This window comes from Croceicoccus sp., from assembly GCF_983967925.1.
In genome coordinates this window covers 52,439-70,583 of record NZ_CFETID010000013.1, presented here as the reverse complement: position 1 = coordinate 70,583, position 18,145 = coordinate 52,439, and the positions used below count along the sequence as shown (strand labels likewise).

15 protein-coding genes and 1 tRNA gene are annotated in these 18,145 nt (G+C 65.0%); 8 read left to right on the top strand and 8 right to left on the bottom strand.

From position 1 onward, the window contains the following. Positions 1-48 precede the first annotated feature (48 nt). Together AC4FIJ_RS09280 and AC4FIJ_RS09275 are read right to left on the bottom strand one after the other, a co-directional pair. Positions 49-726: a LuxR C-terminal-related transcriptional regulator gene (locus tag AC4FIJ_RS09280; RefSeq protein ID WP_490336432.1), complete on the bottom strand. Its 678-nt coding sequence runs from the start codon at positions 724-726 to the stop codon at positions 49-51. Between the two features lie 181 nt (positions 727-907). Further along, positions 908-1,459 (bottom strand): polysaccharide biosynthesis/export family protein, encoded by a 552-nt coding sequence (locus AC4FIJ_RS09275; protein ID WP_490336431.1) that lies wholly within the window; start codon positions 1,457-1,459, stop codon positions 908-910. Between the two features lie 411 nt (positions 1,460-1,870). Here AC4FIJ_RS09275 and AC4FIJ_RS09270 point away from each other — a divergent pair, with 411 nt between their 5' ends. The 5 genes from AC4FIJ_RS09270 (at position 1,871) to AC4FIJ_RS09250 (ending at position 8,656) form a co-directional block, all read left to right on the top strand. After that, positions 1,871-2,161, top strand: coding sequence for a hypothetical protein (locus AC4FIJ_RS09270; protein ID WP_490336430.1), 291 nt, complete (start codon positions 1,871-1,873; stop codon positions 2,159-2,161). Between the two features lie 314 nt (positions 2,162-2,475). After that, the gene (locus AC4FIJ_RS09265; protein ID WP_490336429.1) at positions 2,476-3,699 is read left to right on the top strand and encodes an outer membrane beta-barrel protein; all 1,224 of its coding nucleotides are present in this window, start codon (positions 2,476-2,478) and stop codon (positions 3,697-3,699) included. 82 nt (positions 3,700-3,781) lie between these two features. Further along, on the top strand, positions 3,782-5,920 hold the full coding sequence (locus AC4FIJ_RS09260; protein ID WP_490336428.1) for a GumC family protein: 2,139 nt from the start codon (positions 3,782-3,784) through the stop codon (positions 5,918-5,920). Positions 5,921-5,946: 26 nt separating this feature from the next. Beyond that, complete coding sequence (locus AC4FIJ_RS09255) at positions 5,947-7,065, top strand: glycosyltransferase (RefSeq protein WP_490336459.1); 1,119 nt, start codon at positions 5,947-5,949, stop codon at positions 7,063-7,065. A gap of 112 nt (positions 7,066-7,177) precedes the next feature. Further along, positions 7,178-8,656, top strand: coding sequence for a glycoside hydrolase (locus tag AC4FIJ_RS09250; RefSeq protein WP_490336427.1), 1,479 nt, complete (start codon positions 7,178-7,180; stop codon positions 8,654-8,656). A gap of 48 nt (positions 8,657-8,704) precedes the next feature. Here the strand turns inward: AC4FIJ_RS09250 and AC4FIJ_RS09245 are convergent, their stop codons facing one another. Then, entirely contained in the window at positions 8,705-8,983 is a 279-nt protein-coding gene (locus AC4FIJ_RS09245) for a hypothetical protein (protein WP_490336426.1), read from the bottom strand. 520 nt (positions 8,984-9,503) lie between these two features. Here AC4FIJ_RS09245 and AC4FIJ_RS09240 point away from each other — a divergent pair. Beyond that, on the top strand, positions 9,504-10,994 hold the full coding sequence (locus AC4FIJ_RS09240) for a lipopolysaccharide biosynthesis protein (protein ID WP_490336425.1): 1,491 nt from the start codon (positions 9,504-9,506) through the stop codon (positions 10,992-10,994). 36 nt (positions 10,995-11,030) lie between these two features. Here AC4FIJ_RS09240 and AC4FIJ_RS09235 read toward each other — a convergent pair whose 3' ends face one another. The 5 genes from AC4FIJ_RS09235 to AC4FIJ_RS09215 form a co-directional block, all read right to left on the bottom strand. Next, positions 11,031-11,963, bottom strand: coding sequence for an endonuclease/exonuclease/phosphatase family protein (locus tag AC4FIJ_RS09235; RefSeq protein WP_490336424.1), 933 nt, complete (start codon positions 11,961-11,963; stop codon positions 11,031-11,033). 44 nt (positions 11,964-12,007) lie between these two features. Then, the gene (locus tag AC4FIJ_RS09230; RefSeq protein ID WP_490336423.1) at positions 12,008-13,204 is read right to left on the bottom strand and encodes a glycosyltransferase family 4 protein; all 1,197 of its coding nucleotides are present in this window, start codon (positions 13,202-13,204) and stop codon (positions 12,008-12,010) included. A gap of 118 nt (positions 13,205-13,322) precedes the next feature. Then, a complete protein-coding gene (locus AC4FIJ_RS09225) occupies positions 13,323-14,645 on the bottom strand; it encodes a class I SAM-dependent methyltransferase (RefSeq protein WP_490336422.1) in 1,323 nt (440 codons plus the stop codon). Between the two features lie 303 nt (positions 14,646-14,948). Then, positions 14,949-15,035 (bottom strand) — tRNA-Leu (locus AC4FIJ_RS09220). Between the two features lie 151 nt (positions 15,036-15,186). Then, on the bottom strand, positions 15,187-16,113 hold the full coding sequence (locus AC4FIJ_RS09215) for a zinc-ribbon domain-containing protein (protein ID WP_490336421.1): 927 nt from the start codon (positions 16,111-16,113) through the stop codon (positions 15,187-15,189). A 178-nt stretch (positions 16,114-16,291) separates the two neighbouring features. Here AC4FIJ_RS09215 and ftsE point away from each other — a divergent pair, with 178 nt between their 5' ends. After that, complete coding sequence (gene ftsE / locus AC4FIJ_RS09210; RefSeq protein WP_490336420.1) at positions 16,292-17,137, top strand: cell division ATP-binding protein FtsE; 846 nt, start codon at positions 16,292-16,294, stop codon at positions 17,135-17,137. Next, entirely contained in the window at positions 17,131-18,105 is a 975-nt protein-coding gene (locus AC4FIJ_RS09205) for a cell division protein FtsX (RefSeq protein ID WP_490336419.1), read from the top strand. The genes ftsE and AC4FIJ_RS09205 overlap by 7 nt, the downstream gene beginning before the upstream one ends. The last annotated feature ends 40 nt before the right edge of the window (positions 18,106-18,145 follow it).

Here is an 18,145-nt window from a genome sequence, read left to right as displayed (position 1 = left end):
GCGATCCCCCCGACCGCGCCGCCCTTCCTTTTTGAACGCCAGCCCGGCTTACATCGCCAGCAGCTGCGCCCCCATGGACGAATGGGCACCCACGCTTTTGTTCGTGGCCCAGATGGCGGCCTGCGTACGGTTGCCGACCTTGAGCTTGCGCAGGATCGCCTTCACGTGAACCTTGACCGTCGCTTCGCTGACATCCAGCGAGCGGGCGATCACCTTGTTCGAATGGCCCGCCATCAGGCAGCACAGAACGTCGGTTTCACGCTGCGAGAGATTGGCCGAGTCCAGCGCCTTTTCGGCACCGGCCGGGTCGGAGAAGCTGATCGCCTGACCCTCGAGCGCGTCGATCACGTTCGGCGGCACGATCTTCTGGCCCTGCGCCGCCAGCTTGAGCGTGGTGACGAGCGGGACATAATCCATGTCCTTCACCAGATAGGCATGCGCACCGGCGCGGAATGCGTCGAGCATCACCCGCATGTCCAGCATGTCGACCAGAAGCACGCACTTCAGCGTGGGGTTCTGGGCTAGGATGGACTGGACGGCGCCGACCGCGTCGGTCGTCATATCGGTGTCGATCACCGCCAGCGCATTGCCGTCGGTGGCCGCCCAGTCGATGTCGCGCACGTCGGCAGCGGACGAAAGAACGTCGAAATCCGACGCCGACAGGATCCGGGCGAGCCCTTCACGTTGAAGCGGATTACGGCAAACAAGAGAAACAAGATCGGTCATTATGGAACCCCCACATCATGGCCGGTAGATCGGCCAGTTCGACACTTTCGGATGAGGTACTTCGCCACCAATCCCCCCCAGGAGGTGTCGAATCATCCGTTCGCAGTCGCAACAAATGGGAATCCGCGCCGAAACGCAATTTCAAAAGTTTACGGATTTTTAATGTCTCGATCTGGGACAGTTAAAGGAACGATTCCTCGATGATAACCGTGTCGCCCGGAGCGATCATAAGTGGTTCATCCGTAAGCTTAATTGCACGGGGCGTCGACCATGCCGCGCGCTGCAGCACGACCATCGTCTTGTTGGCGCGCGGCGTAAAACCGCCGGCCTTTGCAATAGCCTGAAAGAACGTGAGGTCCGGAGAATAAGGATATTCACCCGGCTGATCGACTTCGCCCAGTACATAGACCGGACGATACGCAAGCACTTCGACCGAAACCTTGGGGTCGAGTACATAGCCGCCCGACTTGAGTTCGGTTCCGATCGCCTGCGCGACCTCGTTCGGGGTCTTACCGGTCACCGACACCTTCTCGATCAGCGGCATGGCGAGGTCGCCGGAGCTGTCGACCTGAAACTCGCCGGTCAGCGACGGTTCGTCGAACACGGTGATCTTGATATTGTCGCCCGCCGCCACGGCATAGCCCGAATCGACCGAGGTATTGGCCTCTGCGACGCTGGCGGAGGGATAGCCGGTGCTGGCGCAACCGGAAAGGGCAAGGGCCATGGCGGCCATCGCGCCGGATATCAGCGCTGCGCGGAAAGGCGGCAGGCCCGGGCGACTGCTGGAACGCGCATCGGCGCGTTTAAGCTCGGCAGGCCGTCGAAGCTCGCAAGGCAAGACCATCTCTTCATTCTCCCGTCGAAACAGATCTTTCGCGACTCCCCATGCAGAAGCTCGCATGGGTGAACTTTAGGGTTCCCGAACGTTTTCAACCATTACCAATAGGAGACAACCCCTTTTGCCTCCCCGTATCGCCCCACCGGATAGGCAGGGGTAAGTCCTATGCGCGTTTGCCCCAAAGCGACGCTCGGGCGATCATGCACGATAGATTGATGTCATATGGATTGCGAATTGCTCGACTGTTTCACACCATTTTCCGGACACGACCATGACGATTCCCGGCCGGGTGCCGGCGATCGGCGCATGGCCGATCCCTCGCGTCAGCCCTCTTTCCGTGGTGGGCGCCGGGTGCCGTCCAGCGGCGCGGCGGCCGATCGGCGTGCGCTGGATGCGATCGATGCGCTGGCCGGATCGCTGACGCCGGCGATGCGCGCGGAATGCCGCAAACGCGCCGAAAAGCGGGCTTTTTCCGGTCTGGGCGATGTGTCCGACCCGTGCATCTGCGGAGAGGCGCAGCTCTTGATGGAGGCCGCGCGGCAAGGTGCCGGACGCGCTCCGGCTGCGTGTTTCGACGGGCTGGGTGACGTTCGGTGAACGGGCATGACCGTAAGCCGGAGGTGGCCGCTGCACTGGCTGGATTCGGAGGAAACCGAAGATTCACAGTTAATGTCCATAAGGCTGCCACGGACGCCGCTGGGGCGACCGTGGGGGAGCTTTCCTTGGCGAAGCATTCAAGTAGCCGAGATCGAAAGAGTTACGACTTTTGGGGGTCAGAAATCATTCGTACGAATAGAGGGGGCGCATTCGCCCGTCAGATGTCGCGCAAATTCTCGCGCCAGCTTTCCCGCCAGGCGTCCAGGGGCCTGCGCCGCGGCGTACCCGGGCTAGGCCTGCTGGGTCGGCCTGCGATGCGTGTTTCGGTGACCTTTGCCGCGGCGCTGGCCGTGCAGGGCGCCGCGCATGCACAGCCGCTGGACGTCGATACGCCCGAAAGCCTGCTGCTGCGCCCCGAGACCGAGGGCGTGCGGGTCAATGGTGTGGTCGTGTATCCGCAGATCGAGTTCGATCTCGCGCACGATACCAATATTTACAACACCGAGAGTTTCGAGATCGAAGACACGGTGGCGATCTTTCGTCCCAGCGTGATGGTGCGGCCCGATCTGGCTCGCCATGAAATCGCGCTTGAGGCCGATGCGCTGCTGCGCCGCTATTTCGACACCACCAGCGAGAATTCGGACCAGTGGGGCGTGCAGGCGCGCGGCAGGCTGGATTTCGCCGAACGCACCTCGGCGAATGGCCTTGTCCGCTATGCGAGCCGGATCGAACCGCGCGGTACATTCGGCGACCAGTTCCTGACGGACGAGCCAATCAGCTTCGACCTGTTCGAGGTTCGCGGCGGGCTTGAGCGCACCGGCGGCATTCTGGAACTGCGGGCGGGCGCCAACTGGTCGAAGGTCAGCTATGACGATTCAACGCTGAACGGCGAGCCGCTGGACAATATCTGGCGCGACGAAAACACGCTGGGCGGCTTTGTCCGCGCCGATTACGAGGTGTCGGGCAAGCTGCGCACCTTTGTCGAGCTGAACGGCAACCGCACCGATTACCGCGACAATCCGCTGGACGCCCCGCGCGATTCCGACGGTTTCGGCGCGCTTGTCGGCGTGCGCAGCGAGGTGACCGACCTGATCGATGCCGAGGCGGCGATCGGCTATACCCACCGCAGCTTCGAAGATCCGACGGTGGACGATTTCAACGGGTTCAACTTCCGCGTGTCCGGCCGCTGGACGCCGACGCCGCGCTGGCTGTTCGGCCTGGAAGGCGCCCGCACGTTCGAGCGTTCGCCGCTGATCGAGGTGCCCTCCGTTTTGCAGACGCGCCTGCGCGGCGTGGCGCAGCGCAGCCTTGGCCGCCGTCTGCTGACGGGTGTCGAGGTGACCTACGACAACTGGGATTACCAGGGCATCGATCGCAGCGAGAACCGCTTCGGCGGCGAAGTGACGATGCGCTACCTCCTTCTCGACCAACTGACGCTGCTGGCCGGTGCCGGCTATCGCAAGCAGACCGGGTCGGGCGACGTACCCCGCGTTTACGAAGGGGCCAGCTTCCGCGTCGGCCTGTCGGTATCGCTTTGATACCGACGCCGCGCCTTTCAGCCACGGCACGTGCCGCGGCGTCCCGGCCCTTACGGTGCCAGAGTGTGGAATGGACATGCCGATGAACGTCTCTCAGCAGATCATGCAGCCGGGTGTTCCGGGACGGGCGCTTGTCGAGGTGGGCGATCAGCTTCCCGCCCATACCGACCGCGTCGACATCTCGAAGTCGATCTCTTTCCTGCAGCGCCATTTCTGGCTGATCGCGGCCGTGATCGCGGCCTGCATGCTGGTGGGCGCGCTCTATTCGGTGCTGGCGGACAAGACCTATACGGCCACCGCGGTCACCAGCCTCGAGACATCGAACGAGGAGCTGGTGAACACCAGTTCGCAGCAGACCGGAACCCCCGCACCCGATCTGTCGGCCGCGTTTATCGAAACGCAGGTAGAGATCATCACCTCGCGCGAAATGGCGAGCCGGGTGGCCGAAGCGCTCGAGATGCTGGAAGGCGCGGATGCGCCGGAACGGCGGCAGATCGTCGATACGCTGCAGGACAACGTGGCCGCCGGGCGTTCGGGCGAAAGCTATGCGCTGTCGATTTCCTATGACGCGCCCACGCCGGAGGAGGCCGCGAAGATCGCCAACGAGTTTGCGCGCCAGTTCACCTTGTGGAACGTGCTGGCGACCCAGACCCGCACGGGCGAGGCGATGGGCACCATTAGCGAGCGGCTGGAGGAGCTGCGCGCGCAGGCACAGGCCGATACCGCCGATCTGCAAAGCTATCGCATCGCCAACGACCTGCTGTCGACATCGGGCAGTTCGCTGACCGAGCAGGAAATCTCGAGCTATAACCAGGAAGTGACGCGCGCCCGCGCCGAGGCATCGGAAGCGCAGGCGCGGCTCAACACCGCGACCGCACAGCTGCGCAGCGGGTCGAGCGGCGAGGATGTCGGTGCGGCGCTGGGTTCGGGCGTCATCGGTTCGCTGCGTGCGCAGGAATCGACGCTGGCCGGACAGGTTGCGAACCTGTCGTCGCGCTATGGTCCCAACCACCCCGAACTCGTACGTACCCGCGGCGAGCTGGCGGAAGTACGCCAGCGTATCCAAGCCGAGATCAACCGCGTCATCTCGAACCTTCGGGCCGAGCGTGACGTGGCCAACCAGCGGCTTGCCTCGCTAACCGGATCGCTGGGCGCGGCGCAGGCCAAGCTGTCGCGGTCGAATGCCGCGATGGTCGGGCTGAGCGAGCTTGAGCGCAAGGCCGAGGCATCGCAGGGCCTCTATGAAACCTATCTGTCGAGCTACAAGCAATTGCTCGCCGCCGAGGGCACCGAGCGGCCCAATGCGCGGATCATCACGCTGGCGGAAATTCCGAGCAAGCCAAGCGCGCCGAACACGATCCTCAACATGGCGCTGTCGCTGGTGCTGGGCGTCGGGCTGGGCGTGTTCGCCGCGATGATAGCCGATGCGACCAGCAAGGGCATTTCGACGCCCGAGCAGATCGAGCAGGAGCTGGGGCAGAACTATCTCGCCTCCATCCCGCTGCTGCAATCGGTCAGCAAGGGCGCGACGGGCGTGGGCGCCGTTCTGGAAGAACCGCGCTCTCCGTTTACCGAGGCGTTCCGTTCGCTGATGATCGCGGTCGAACAGCAATGCGAGACGCCGCCGCAGGTGATCGCGATCACCTCGACCCTGCCCAAGGAAGGCAAGACGGTGACGTCCACCTGCCTTGCGCAGATGCTGGCAATGCAGGGGCATCCGACGCTGCTGGTCGATTGCGACTATGTGAAGCGCGGCGTGTCGCGCCTGCTGAACCTGTCGGACGAGACGCAGGGTCTGCTTGACGTGCTGTCGGGCAAGGCGACCCTGTCGGAAGCGATCCGCCAGGGCAGCGAAGGGCTGGCCATCCTGCCCATCGTTTCCACCAGCGAGCGCGCGGAATCGCTGATGAGCGGGCCCGAGTTCGAGGAATTCCTGACCGCGCTGCGCCAGGGCTTCAAATATGTGATCCTCGATCTGCCGCCGGTGCTGCCGATCGCGGCCACCCGTTCGATCGCGCAATATGCCGATACGACGATCATGCTGGCGCGCTGGCGCAGCACGACCGTTCCCGCGGTGCAGGCGGCGCTTCGCCAGTTGCCCCGCGGCCGCGTTTCGCGCGCGGGCATCGCGCTGACGCAGGTCGACCTGCGCAAGCGCGGGCTTTTCTCCAAGCGCGATCCCAATTTCTACTACAAGGAATATCGGGAGTATTACGCGTGAATGCGCTTCAGCCCGTAAGCCTGCGTATGGACGACGATGCGCCCCGGCCCCGCTTTTCGCAGCCGAGGGTGGCGATCATCCACTATTGGCTCGTGTCGATGCGCGGCGGGGAGCGAGTGCTCGAACGGTTGATGCACCTGTTTCCGCAGGCCGATATCTTCACCCATGTCTATGACCCGACGAAGATGTCGAATGTCATCAACGAGGCGAAGGTCACCACCAGCTTCATTAACAAGATGCCGCTGAGCCGCAGGTGGTACCAGTATTACCTGCCGCTGATGCCGATGGCGCTCGAACAGTTCGATCTCAACGGCTATGACCTGATCATCTCGTCGGAGAGCGGGCCGGCCAAGGGCGTGATCACCGATCCGACCAGCCATCACATGTGCTATTGCCACTCGCCGATGCGGTATTTGTGGGATCACTATCACCAGTATCGCAACGGGGCGAACCCGATCGCCCGCGCGGCCATGCCGATGCTGTATCACAAGCTGCGCGAGTGGGACGTCTCGTCCAGCGCGCGGGTCGATAATTTCGTCGCCAATTCGAACTTCATCCGCCAGCGCATCATGAAGAACTGGCGGCGCGAGGCCGACGTGGTGCACCCGCCGGTGGAAACGAACCTGTTCACCGCATCGACCGAGATCGACGATCATTATCTGTGGGTCGGCCAGATGGTCCCCTACAAGCGGCCCGACCTCGCCGTCGAAGCCTTCAACGCCAGCGGCAAGCCTTTGCTGATGGTCGGCGTGGGCGGCATGGAAAAGCAGCTGAAGAAGATCGCCAAGCCCAACATCAAGTTCGTCGACCGGCTGAATTTCGACGATCTGCGCCGCGCCTACGCGCGCGCGCGGGCGCTGGTCTTCACTGCCGAAGAGGATTTCGGGATCGTCCCGGTCGAGGCGATGGCTTCGGGCCGTCCCGTGCTGGGTTTCGGACGCGGCGGCATTCTCGACAGCGTGGTGCACGAACGCACGGGCATCTTCTTCGACCGTCAGACGCCGGAATCGCTCGCGCAGGGCATTGCGGAGATGGAGCGTTGGTTGCCCCACTTCAATCCGTCGGATGCCGTCAGCCATGCGCAGAATTTCGCGCCCGAACGCTTCGACGAGAAGATCCGGCAACTGACCAAGCAATATAGCTGATGCGCATAGATCCCGCAGGCGCTAGGTGGAGCGAAGGCTCTGCCGTGGACGCGTCGGCCGAAGGGCCATGCGGTAGGGCGGTCGAGGCAATGGGGACGACGGCGGATCCTACATGACGGTTACGTTCATCGGGTTGATCATGGCCGCCATCGGCCTGCTGTTGCTGATCCGTGGATCGCTGGCGGCCATGCTGGCCTTCCTGATGCTGGCCGGCATGATGGGCGGGTCGGCGGCGATCATCCTGTCGGCGATCGGGGGATCCTCGATCCCGCCGGGGCAATTCGCGCTGGCCTTTATCTGGCTGCGCATGGTCATTCCGGGCAGCCGCTTTCTCGATTCGCTGGGCCCCGCCTTTCGTGAGAATTTCTGGCTGATCGTCTTCGTCCTTTACGGCGTCGCCATCGCCTATGTCGCGCCGCGGCTGTTCGCGGGGCAGATCAATGTCACGCCGCTTCGTTTTGAAGGCGCCGGTGGAGGGCTGTTCGATACGGCCCCGCTGATGCCGACGTCGCAGAACATGACCGCGTCGGTCTATCTCATCGGTGCCCTGCTGACGGCGGTGGCGACTTATGTCGCGTGCCTGTACCGGGGCGGCGCGAATACGCTGGTCAAGACGGCGGTCGTGATCGCCTGGGTGCATTGCCTGACCGGCGTGCTGGGCGCAGTCGGTCGGGGAACGCCGATCGATACCGTTTTCGAGCTGATGCGAAACGCGAACTACACGCAGCACAGCCAGGCCTATGAAGGCTTTATCCGGATCAACGGCATCTTCCCCGAACCATCGTCATGGGCGGCCTTCGCGTTTTCGTGGTTCGTCTTCCTTGCTGAATGCTGGTACCGCTCGGTCGAACCCAGGGCGACGGGGCGTGCTGCACTGCTGCTGGCGGTGGTGATGTTCTTCTCCACCTCCTCGTCCGCCTATGTCGGGCTGGGCGGCTATGCGCTGTTCTTTGCCGTCAGAATGGTGTTCTTCCCCAGCCTCGCCAGCCATTCGCGGATGAAGGAAGCCGCGATCATCGGTCTGGCCGGGGCAGTCCTGACGGCCATCCTGCTTGCCGCGCTTCCCGCCTTTACCGAGGCGATCGGCAAGATGATCGACGACATGCTGTTCGCCAAGGCCGACAGCGAATCGGGTCGCCAGAGGCTGTTCTGGGCGCTGCAGGGCTGGGACAGTTTCGTCGTTTCCTGGGGCCTTGGCATCGGTCCGGGCAGTTTCCGCTCGTCAAGCCTTGCGACCGCCATTCTGGGGTCGAGCGGGATTATCGGCGTCGTCAGCTTCGTGGCCTATCTGCTGACGGTGTTCGAACCACGGCGCGGATCGTCATGGGGCGCGACGGGTTCGGTCGCGGCGCGGCTGGGCGGTGCGGCTGCGACGGCGGCTGTGGTGTCGCAGATACCCGCGCTGGTCGCGGCGGCGTCGCCGGTGCCGACCAGCGAATTCGCCATCCTCGCCGGGGCGGCGCTGGCGCTGCGCAGGGTAAGACAGCCCGCGGCGCAGACGGGCGAGGCCGAAGAGGCGGCCGTACCGGACATCGAGATCGAGGAGCCGGCCCCCGTGCGGCGCGGCTGGCGGGTCAGGGAAGGCAGCTGACGCCAGCCATCCCGACGGCTCACGGTTCTTTCGAACTGGTTGTGAAAGTCAGTGAAGCGCGTCGTCGCTGTCGATGCTGTCGGCCATGGATCGCAGGATCGTCGGCAGCACGTCGCGCATGCCCAGCATGTCATAGAAATTGACGGTGGCACCCAGCATGGCCATGCCGATCGCTTCCGGCCTGAAGCCGCTGCTCACCAGCAGGCTATAGCCGTCCAGCATGCGTTTCGACACATGGGCAAATGCCTCGAACGGCGGCGATCCCGCCGCGTCGGTGGGAAAACCGGGCAGATGCGGCAAACCGGGGGTGCCGTCTTCATCGTCCACGCAATATCCTTCCCGAAGCAGCTTGTCTTTCGCAATTCGATCGAACATTCGGCATCGCCTCTTCCCGTCCCATGAAAATTGTTTCGCGCTGGGACATGCTGTTTCAATTTACCCGATGCGATTGACAAGAAAAGTATCCCTATCCGTGCGCGCACATCATGACTCGAAATCGAAACCTTGGGTCCGAATGGTTAGTTTAACCCGCGTTTTCGTTTCGTCATCCGTGTATCGACGGGCAGGGCGGCGGCGAATATGCCGATGAGTCAATGCGGTATGCCCTCCCGGTTCCGGCACGGACCTCCACCTTATTGCTAAATCGGATTACCCCGCGAATTGCGCATGGTGGGCGCGCAATGGTTGGCGCATGGTCGCGGCGGCGTCGACCCCTATGGGCAGGACCCTGCTTCCCCGTGGCAGGTCTTTATGTGCCAAATTGAACTCGACCGCAGCCGGTGCATCCTTTTAATCGATGCCATGTTATTGAAACGGGTACGCATATTATGAAAGTCGCCTTACGCCGATGCTAGCACGAAAAGTCTTTGCCTCTTCGGCATTCCTGACCGGCAGTCGCTTTCTGGGCCGCGGTCTGGACATTTTGGCGGCGCTGGTCATGGCGCGTTTCCTGTCGCCTGCCGATTTCGGCGTCGTGACCCTTGGGCTTGCGGCGCTGATGGTGCTCGAATCCTTTACCGAGCTTCCGGTCGAGGATGCGCTGCTGCGCGAAAAGGAATTGCGGCGCGAAGATGTGAACACCGCCTACACCCTGTCCGTGCTGCGCGGGCTGTGCGTTGGCGCATTGCTGTGCGCAGCCGCGGTCCCGCTGGCGATGATCTATGACGACGACCGGCTGATTTTGCTGATCTGCCTGCTGGGCATCGCGCCTGTCGCGCGCGGGCTGCGCAGCCCGATGATGGTGCGATTTGCGCGCGACGTGAACTACCGGCCCGCCGCGACGATCGATGCGGTGTGCCGCATCACCTCTTTCCTGCTGGCCGTAACCTGCGCGTGGTATACCGAATCCTATCTCTCGCTGGTGCTGCTGTCGGTCACGCCGCAGATTATCGAGATGATCGCGACCCATGTGATCGCGCCGTATCGGCCGCATTTCACACTGGCGAAGATGCGCTTCATCCTGTCCTTCGCGGGACAGGTCACGATCTCGCGCGTGTTGGCGACCCTTTCGTCCGAGGGTGACCGTTTCATCGTCGGCGGATTCGTCAGCAAGGCGGCGCTGGGTTTCTTCTCGATGGGACGTAGCGTCGCCACCACGGCAAGCTGGTCCATCGCGATGCCGCTGCTGGCCGTCATGTACCCGGGCCTTGCGCAGATCCGCCACGATCCCGAACGCTTTCGCCGCAGCTATTTGCGGGGGCAGGCGATGATCGTATTCGCGATCCTGCCGATCTCGCTTGCCATGGCGGTGCTCGCCGACCCGCTCGTGCGTCTGGCGCTGGGCGAAGAATGGTTGCCGGTCGTGCCGGTGATGCAGGCGATCTCGGTGCTGAACGGGACGGCGACATTCTCGATGTCCGCCCATTCGCTGGTGATGGCGACCGGGCAGATCCGCCAGATGATCTGGCGCGAGCTGGTGACGCTGATCGTTTCGATCCCGGCGGTGACCTTTGGCGCGATGTATTACGGGCTGGTCGGCGCGGTGGTGGGGCGGGTGCTGGCGAGCCTGGTGCATACGGGCATGAGCTTGCAGATGGTCTCTCGCCTTGCCGATCTGCCGGTCTTGACTCAGCTGACCAATCCGTGGCGGTCCATATTGTCGAGCGCGGTTTTCGCAGCCGTTCTCTATCTCGTCGCCGATGCCATGCCGGGCAGCAACTGGATCGAGCTGGTGGTGCAGCTGGGCGTGGCAGGCATCGCGGGCGCGGTCAGCTATGTCGCGGTTCATCTTGCGCTGTGGAAGCTGGCGGGCCTGCCAGAAGACAGCCCGGAGCATTTCCTGATCGACCTGATGCAATCGGGCCTTCGCCGGTTCGGGACCGCCTCGGCCCAGTCCTGACAGGGACCGGCCCGATCACTCCGGTGTTGCGGGCCCTTAGGCGCCAGCGGCGATGTCGAGTTCGATCAGCAGGGGCAGGTGATCCGATCCCAGTTGCGGACCGGTGCGAACCTCAGCCTCGACACGTCCGCGCAAATAGAGCTGGTCGAGCGGCAGGCGCAGCAATGCCGGATTGTCGGACGGCCAGCTGGTGGTAAAGCCGCTGCCCAGCCGGAAATCCCCGCTGGCGCCGATCCGCCGGACCGCATGCGTCCATGGCGAGGAATTGAAATCGCCGGCCATTATCGCCGGACCGGTCACCCCCGCCACCGCCTTGCGCATCGGTTCGATCCAGTTCTCCTGTTCGCCCAGCGGCCACGGGCGGTCGAGATGGGCGGCGAACACGGTAAATTCGGTCCCCTCGACATCCAGCCGTGCGGTCAGTGCCGACAGCGCCTTGCGATTATCCGCGTCCCCGTCACCCGCCAGCGCGTCATGCGCCAGCAGCGGAAAGCGCGAGAAGATCACGGTCGAGCAGGGGTAGTGCACCGAACAGGACACCATCACCGGATATTTCGCCTGCAGCACCGCGCCCCATTCCTTCTGCATGCGCGACGCCTCAAGCAGGACCAGGATGTCGGCATCCTGCGCGGCCAGCCACTCGGCGTCGGCGCGGGACTGCGGATTGGTCTTCAGCATGTTGTATTCGATCATGCTGACATGGACCGTGCGGTGCCCCATCGGCGGGGCCGCTTGCAGGATCGGGCCGAACAGCACGATGCCGGTGCCCAGCGCAGCGATCAGCACGATGATGGCCGGTGCCACAACTTGCCGGCGGCGCAAGCGCCATGTTGCCAGCAACACGGCGACGACGAGCGCAGGCCACCAATAGGCAGCCGCGATGTTGAGATTGTCGGCCAACGGCAGCCACAGGCCCAGCCACGATATCGCCAGCGTAACCAGGGCCAGAACCAGCACCGCAATCGACACGAGATGGCTCCCGCGATGCGATCGGTCGGGCCGGCGCCGATACCTCAAAGGTCGAGCAGGCTGTTGACGAGATTGCGGGCCGCCCGCTCCCACGTCAGCTTTTTTGCCCGATTGAGCGCGCGCTGGGAAAGCGCCTCGCGGTCCGGGGCGCCGTCATACACGGCTGCGATCGCCTTGGCCCATGCAGCCGGGTCGTCGGCAGCGACATAGAGCGCGCCGTCGCCGCATGCTTCGGGCAGGGCGCCGCAGGGCGCGACGATTGCCGGCGTGCCAAGGCGCATCGCTTCCAGCGGGGGCAGGCCGAAGCCTTCCGTCGTCGAGGGAAAGGCGAACAATTGCGCGTTTTCGTAAAGGGCGCGCAATTCGCCGTCGCTGACTCGCCCGGTGAACAGGACATTGGGCGGCACCCGCCGGCCCGCTTCGATGAATTGCTCTCGCCGTCCGGAGCCGAACAGGACGAGCGTGCGGTCCTTCAGTTCCGGCCGGGCGAAGGCGCGCAGCAGCACGACGATGTTCTTGTGCTTCTGCAGGCTCGACAATGCGAGCGTGTATCCGCCCTTTTCGAGGCCCATCCTGCCGAGAATGCTGTCGTCGGCGCGGTCGGCCAGCACATGATCGCAGCCGTTCTGGATGACCGTGATCTTTCCGGCAGGCGCGACGCCGGCCTCCACGATCTCGTCGCGGGAATATTTGGACACGGTCAGGATGCGGCGGTGGCGGCGGCCGGCCATCGGCTGTTGCAGGCGGTACCAGCGGCGGAAATTGGCGGAATAGCTTTCGGGTGAAAGCAGCACCTGCACGTCGTGCAGCATGGTCACCGCATTGCGCCGCAGCACCGGACCCACATTGCAAAGGCTGACCACCGTGGCCCGGCCCGCGCGCAGCGGCAGCGTCAATTGCTCCCACGCATTGCCCGTCAGCGGGCCGACGATGCGGTAGGGGACCCCCAGTTCCTTCGCGCGTTCCTCTGCGTCGGCGGGGATCAGCAGGTCGAACCGGATGCGCGCGGCCAGTGCGGGGTCGTTTGCGATCAGCGCATGGGCATGGCGCACGATCTCGGTCGCAACGCGGTGCACGCCGACGGGCTGCGCGGCGAGGAACCGGCCATTGATGACGAAGCGGCGCGGACCCGCTTCGTTGCGGGTGTCGTCCATGAAGCTTGCGGGCCCAGCCGCCGCCCGCGCGGCGGGCGCAGCCTCGGCAGCGGGGGTTCTGGCACCGTTGTCGAGCAGGTCACGCATAATGAATTTACGCTGCTATGGCTGGGCAAGAAGGACAAGCGCGCAAAGGGATGATTCGCCCTTCTTGCGGGGGCCTCGCCCTATCTCGATAGTGCGTAGTGCCTGGGGCGCGCGCGGTTCAGACGATGCGAGGATCGGGCAGGGGCATGATAAACCGCCCGCCCGCCTCGCGATAGGCGCCCTGCTGCGCGATGATCTCCTCGGCGAAATTCCATGCCAGAAGCAGGGTGAAGTCGGGCCTTTCCTCGAACAGGGCTTCGGATGGCTGGATCGGCAGATGGATGCCGGGCATCAGCCGGCCCTGCTTGTGCGGGCTGAGATCGGCGACGAAGTCCAGATGATGGCGGCCCAGCCCGCAGGCATTGAGAAGCGCGGCTCCCTTGGCGGCAGCGCCATAGGCCGCGACCGAATGACCCTTAGCGCGAAGATCCGCGATCAGACCGACCAGCTTTTCGCGAAGCGCCGCGATGTCGCCCGCAAAGGAAGCGAAATAGCCGGGCGAGGCGATGCCGATCGTTTCTTCCTCGGCCAGCATATCGGTCACGCTGTCCTCGCGCTGGTCCTGCTTTGCGGCGAATACGCGCAGCGATCCGCCGTGGATGGCATGACGCTCCACCCGGTTGGCGAACAGGCCGCCCGACCGCAGCAGGCGATCGAGCGCGGTGAGCGAGAAATAGCAGAGATGCTGGTGATGGATCGTGTCGAACTGAAGACCTTCGACCAGATCGCGCAGATAGGGCACCTCGATCACCGCGATGCCGTCGGGTTTCAGCAGCGCGGCGACGCCCCTTGCGAAGCCGGCGGGATCGGCCGCATGGGTCAGCACATTCGCGGCGTGAACGATATCGGCGGCGCCGCGTCTTTGCAGGATCTCGGCCGCCAGATCGACGGTGAAGAATTCGGCAATCGTGTCGACCCGCCCGGCGCGCGCGGCCTTGGCCGGGCCCTCGGCCGGATCGACGCCAAGCACGGTGACGCCCGCCGCGACATAGTTCTTGAGCAGATAGCCGTCATTGCTGCCGATCTCGACCACCAGGCTGGACCGCCCCAGCGCCCTTTCCTTCAGCCGCGCCTCGACATTGGCTCGCGCATGGCTGAGCACCGTGCGCGAGACGGACGAGTAATAGGGATAGTCGTCGGCGAACAGCACCTCTGGCCGGACCGTCTCGGTCAGCTGGACCAGCGAACATTCAAGACACAGCACGGCGGCCAGCGGAAACCGGGGTTCCGCCCGGCAATCCCATTCGGACGAGAGGAGGCGATCGGCCAAGGGCGCTTCGCCAAGGTCGATGACGGGGTGAAGCGACTGCGAACCGCACGACCGGCACGCAGTTTCGCGGCGGGACAGCGGCCGGTTGTCGAACACGGGGCTGAGCAGGCGACTGTCGGCAGGCATCAGGCGGCAGATATCGGGGCGGCAGGGCCCCAAGCGCACGGGCACGAACCGGCCCTTGCGGCACCAACGCCTGCGATCACGATGATCATGCACTGCCCCCTTTCGGCACCAGCCCGTCCGCGAAAGCGAGAACCTTGCGGCAGGGCGCCGATCAAGAGGCCCTACGCCCGCGAACCCCGGCCTTGCGCCCGGTGCCGACGATAGGGAGCATGAGTTAACGATTCGATGCAACAGATCATCGAGGCAGACCCGCACGATTTCGGAGAATCCGCCCTTGGCGAGCATGCGCCGTCCTGGCGCTGCACCGAAAGGCGGGACCCCGAAGGGGGGTATCGATTCGGGAAAATCTGGTGCGGTCGAGAAGACTCGAACTTCCACGGGCTTTCGCCCACAACGACCTCAACGTTGCGCGTCTACCAATTCCGCCACGACCGCATCCAGGGAGAGGGGCAGGCCGTCAACTGACCGGCTGCCCCGTGGTAGGCGCGTGCCATTAGCAACGTCGCTCCGCCCGCGCAACCGGCAAATGCAGCGGAGTGAAAAGCCCATGCGCGGCGGCCGTATGCAGCCACCGGCACGGGGTGAGTCAGCTGGGTTTCCAGCCGATGTCGACGATGCGGGCCGAACGCGGCACGTCGGTCACCATCTGGCTGACCTTGACGCTCTCGCCGGGGCCAAGCTCTGTCTGAGCCGGTTCCATTTCCCAGCTATAGACGATTCGCTCCTGCGAATCGCGCAGCACCACCAGGACGGGCGGGACATGCTCTGTCCGGCTGCCGGTATTGGTGATCGTGCCGCTGGCGGCGAACAGCTGCCGCCCGTTGGGCAATTCGCGGCGGTCCTGCTCGTCCGCGGGGAAATCTAGCACCAGCGCCTCTGACGCCGGGGCGAAGGTCGTCTGGCCGACGGGCAGCCATGCAGGCGCGCCGAAATAGCGTACCGCGCCATAGATCAGGGCCGCGGCCAGCACGAGCAATATGCCGCAGATGATCAGCAGGCGCTTCCACCGGGATGTTTCGGCCGGGCGGTCCAGATCCTCGTATTCCGCGTCGATCGGTTCGGCGCCCGGTGCGGCGAAGGCGGGCGCGCGGTGTGCAACCGGCTCATCCTCGATCACGGGTTCGGGTTCGACCGTCTCATCCACCGGGCTCGCGGCGACGGGATCGGGGGTCTGCGTGTCGGCGTAATCGGGCGCGTCGGCATGATCGGCCCATCCGCGCGGCGCGGGCGGCGAGGCGTGCCAGTCGCCATCGGCAGCGACCGTTTCGGCCACCTTCTCGCGCGCGGCAACCGGCTCGGCCGCAGGTTCCGCCTCGGCAGGCTGCGCCGCCGCCGTCTGCTCGGATCTGTTTGCTACTTCGTCGCCCGCCAGTTCATCTTCGACCACCTCGTCGTGACCGGGCTGATACCAGCTGTGCCGACATTTGGCGCAGCGAACGGTGCGGCCATGGGCGCCTATTGCGGTGTCGGGAACCGTATAGCGCGTGTGACAGGCGGGACATGCGATCTGCATAAGGGGAATCTAAGCCCTAGAAGCGAATCAGGGCAAGTGTTGCGCGCCTCACGGTTAACGATCCCCTTGTGTTATCCACATTAACGGTCTGGCATGGCCTCGATTGCGCGTGTCAGATGCTATTGAAGGCGCGAAGGCTTGGCCAGAAACCCGCGCGAACGCGCTGACGAGTGGAACAATGCAGGCAGCAGGCAGCGGATCGTCTCCGCCCGACCCCACAAGCGAAGGCGCTTTCGGCGCGGCCTTGCCGCCTGGAGCCTCCCCGCAGGCACAGGCTGCTCGCCCGCAATCCGCGCGTGAGCCGATCGTGCGGTTCGAGAATGTCGGCCTGCGTTACGGGACCGAGCGCGAGGTGCTGTCCGACATTTCGTTCCAGCTGCATCGCGGGCGGTTTTATTTCCTGACCGGCCCGTCGGGCGCGGGCAAGACCTCGCTGCTGCGGCTGCTCTATCTCGCGCAGAGCCCTTCGCGCGGGGAGATGAGCCTGTTCGGCGAGGATGCGGCGCATCTGGAGCGTGCGGCGCGGCCTGCGCTGCGCCGCCGGATCGGCGTGGTGTTCCAGGATTTCCGGCTGGTCCCGCATCTTACCGTCTATGACAATATCGCCCTGCCGCTGCGGCTGGCCGGGGTGAGCGAGGACGAGATGAACGGCCCGGTCGACGACATGATCGACTGGGTCGGGCTGGGCGCCAGCCGCGATGCGCGGCCCGAGACGCTGTCGGGCGGCGAGCAGCAGCGCGTCGCCATCGCGCGCGCCGTCATCACCCGGCCCGACCTGCTGGTCGCGGACGAGCCCACGGGCAATGTCGATCCCGACATGGCGGTGCGCCTGCTGCGCCTGTTCGGGGCGATGAACCGGCTGGGCACCACGGTCGTTCTGGCGACACATGACATGACGCTGATGGGGCGGATGAAGGATGCCGCGGTGATGCGGCTGGAGCGGGGGCGGCTGACCGATCCCACGGGTGCGCTGCGCAATCCGCCGCACAGCTGGTCGCCGCAGCGGAACGGCGATCCATGGTAGGGGGCGTGTTTTCGCCGGGGCGGAACCCGTGGCGCACGCGGCTGTCGTCGATGAACGTCAATCCGGCGCGCTGGTCGCTGCGCGCCGGATCGGACCCGATCATAAAGCAGCGCGCCATCGCGGGGCCGGTGCCATGGGTGATCGCGATCATGACCGCGCTGACCGTGATCGCGGCGGCGGGCGGGCTGGCGCTCGGCTCTATCGCGGCGGCTGCGGGCAGCGAGCTGGCGGGCGGGGTGACCGTCCAGATCGCCGGACCGCCCGAGGCCGAGGCGGACCGGCAGGCGAACGCGGTCGTCGCCGCCCTGTCGGACAGCGATAACGTGCAATCGCTGCGCCGGCTGGAGGCCGAAGAGCGCGAGGCTTTGCTGGCGCCGTGGCTGGGCGACGCGTCGCTGGAGCGCGAAGGGGAGGGCGGCCTGCTCGTCCTGCCCGAACTGATCGAGGTCCAGCTGGCCGGCCCGGCGGACGATGCCGCGATCCGGCGGCTGCAGGCGCGGCTGGAGCCGGTTGCGCCCGACGCGCTGGTCAATGCCGATACCGACTGGCTGAAACCCGTGGGGCAGGCGATCGAGGCGATGCAATGGCTGGCGCTGGCGCTGGTCGGTGTGCTGGCGCTGGCGACATTGGCGGCGGTCCTGCTGGCCAGCCGCAGCGCGCTGTCCGCCAATCGCGAGATCATCGAGCTGATGCATTTGCTGGGCGCGGCGGACCGGCAGGTGGCGCAATTGTTCCAGCGCGCGGCGGCGGTGGGCGCGGGCGCGGGCAGCGTGACCGGTTTCGCCGTGGCGGTCGCGGTGGCGCTGGCGCTGGCGGGTCGGTTCTCGGCGCTGGGGCCTGGCGAGGTCGGGAGCGGATTGCATGCGCTGCACTGGGTGTTGCTGGCCCTGATCCCGGTGATGGTGACGGTATTGGCGGCGGTCACCGCGCGGCTGACGGTGCTGGCAACGCTGCGCAGAATGGTGTGATGGGCCGGATCTGATGGCGGCAAGGCGCGAAACCGCGTGC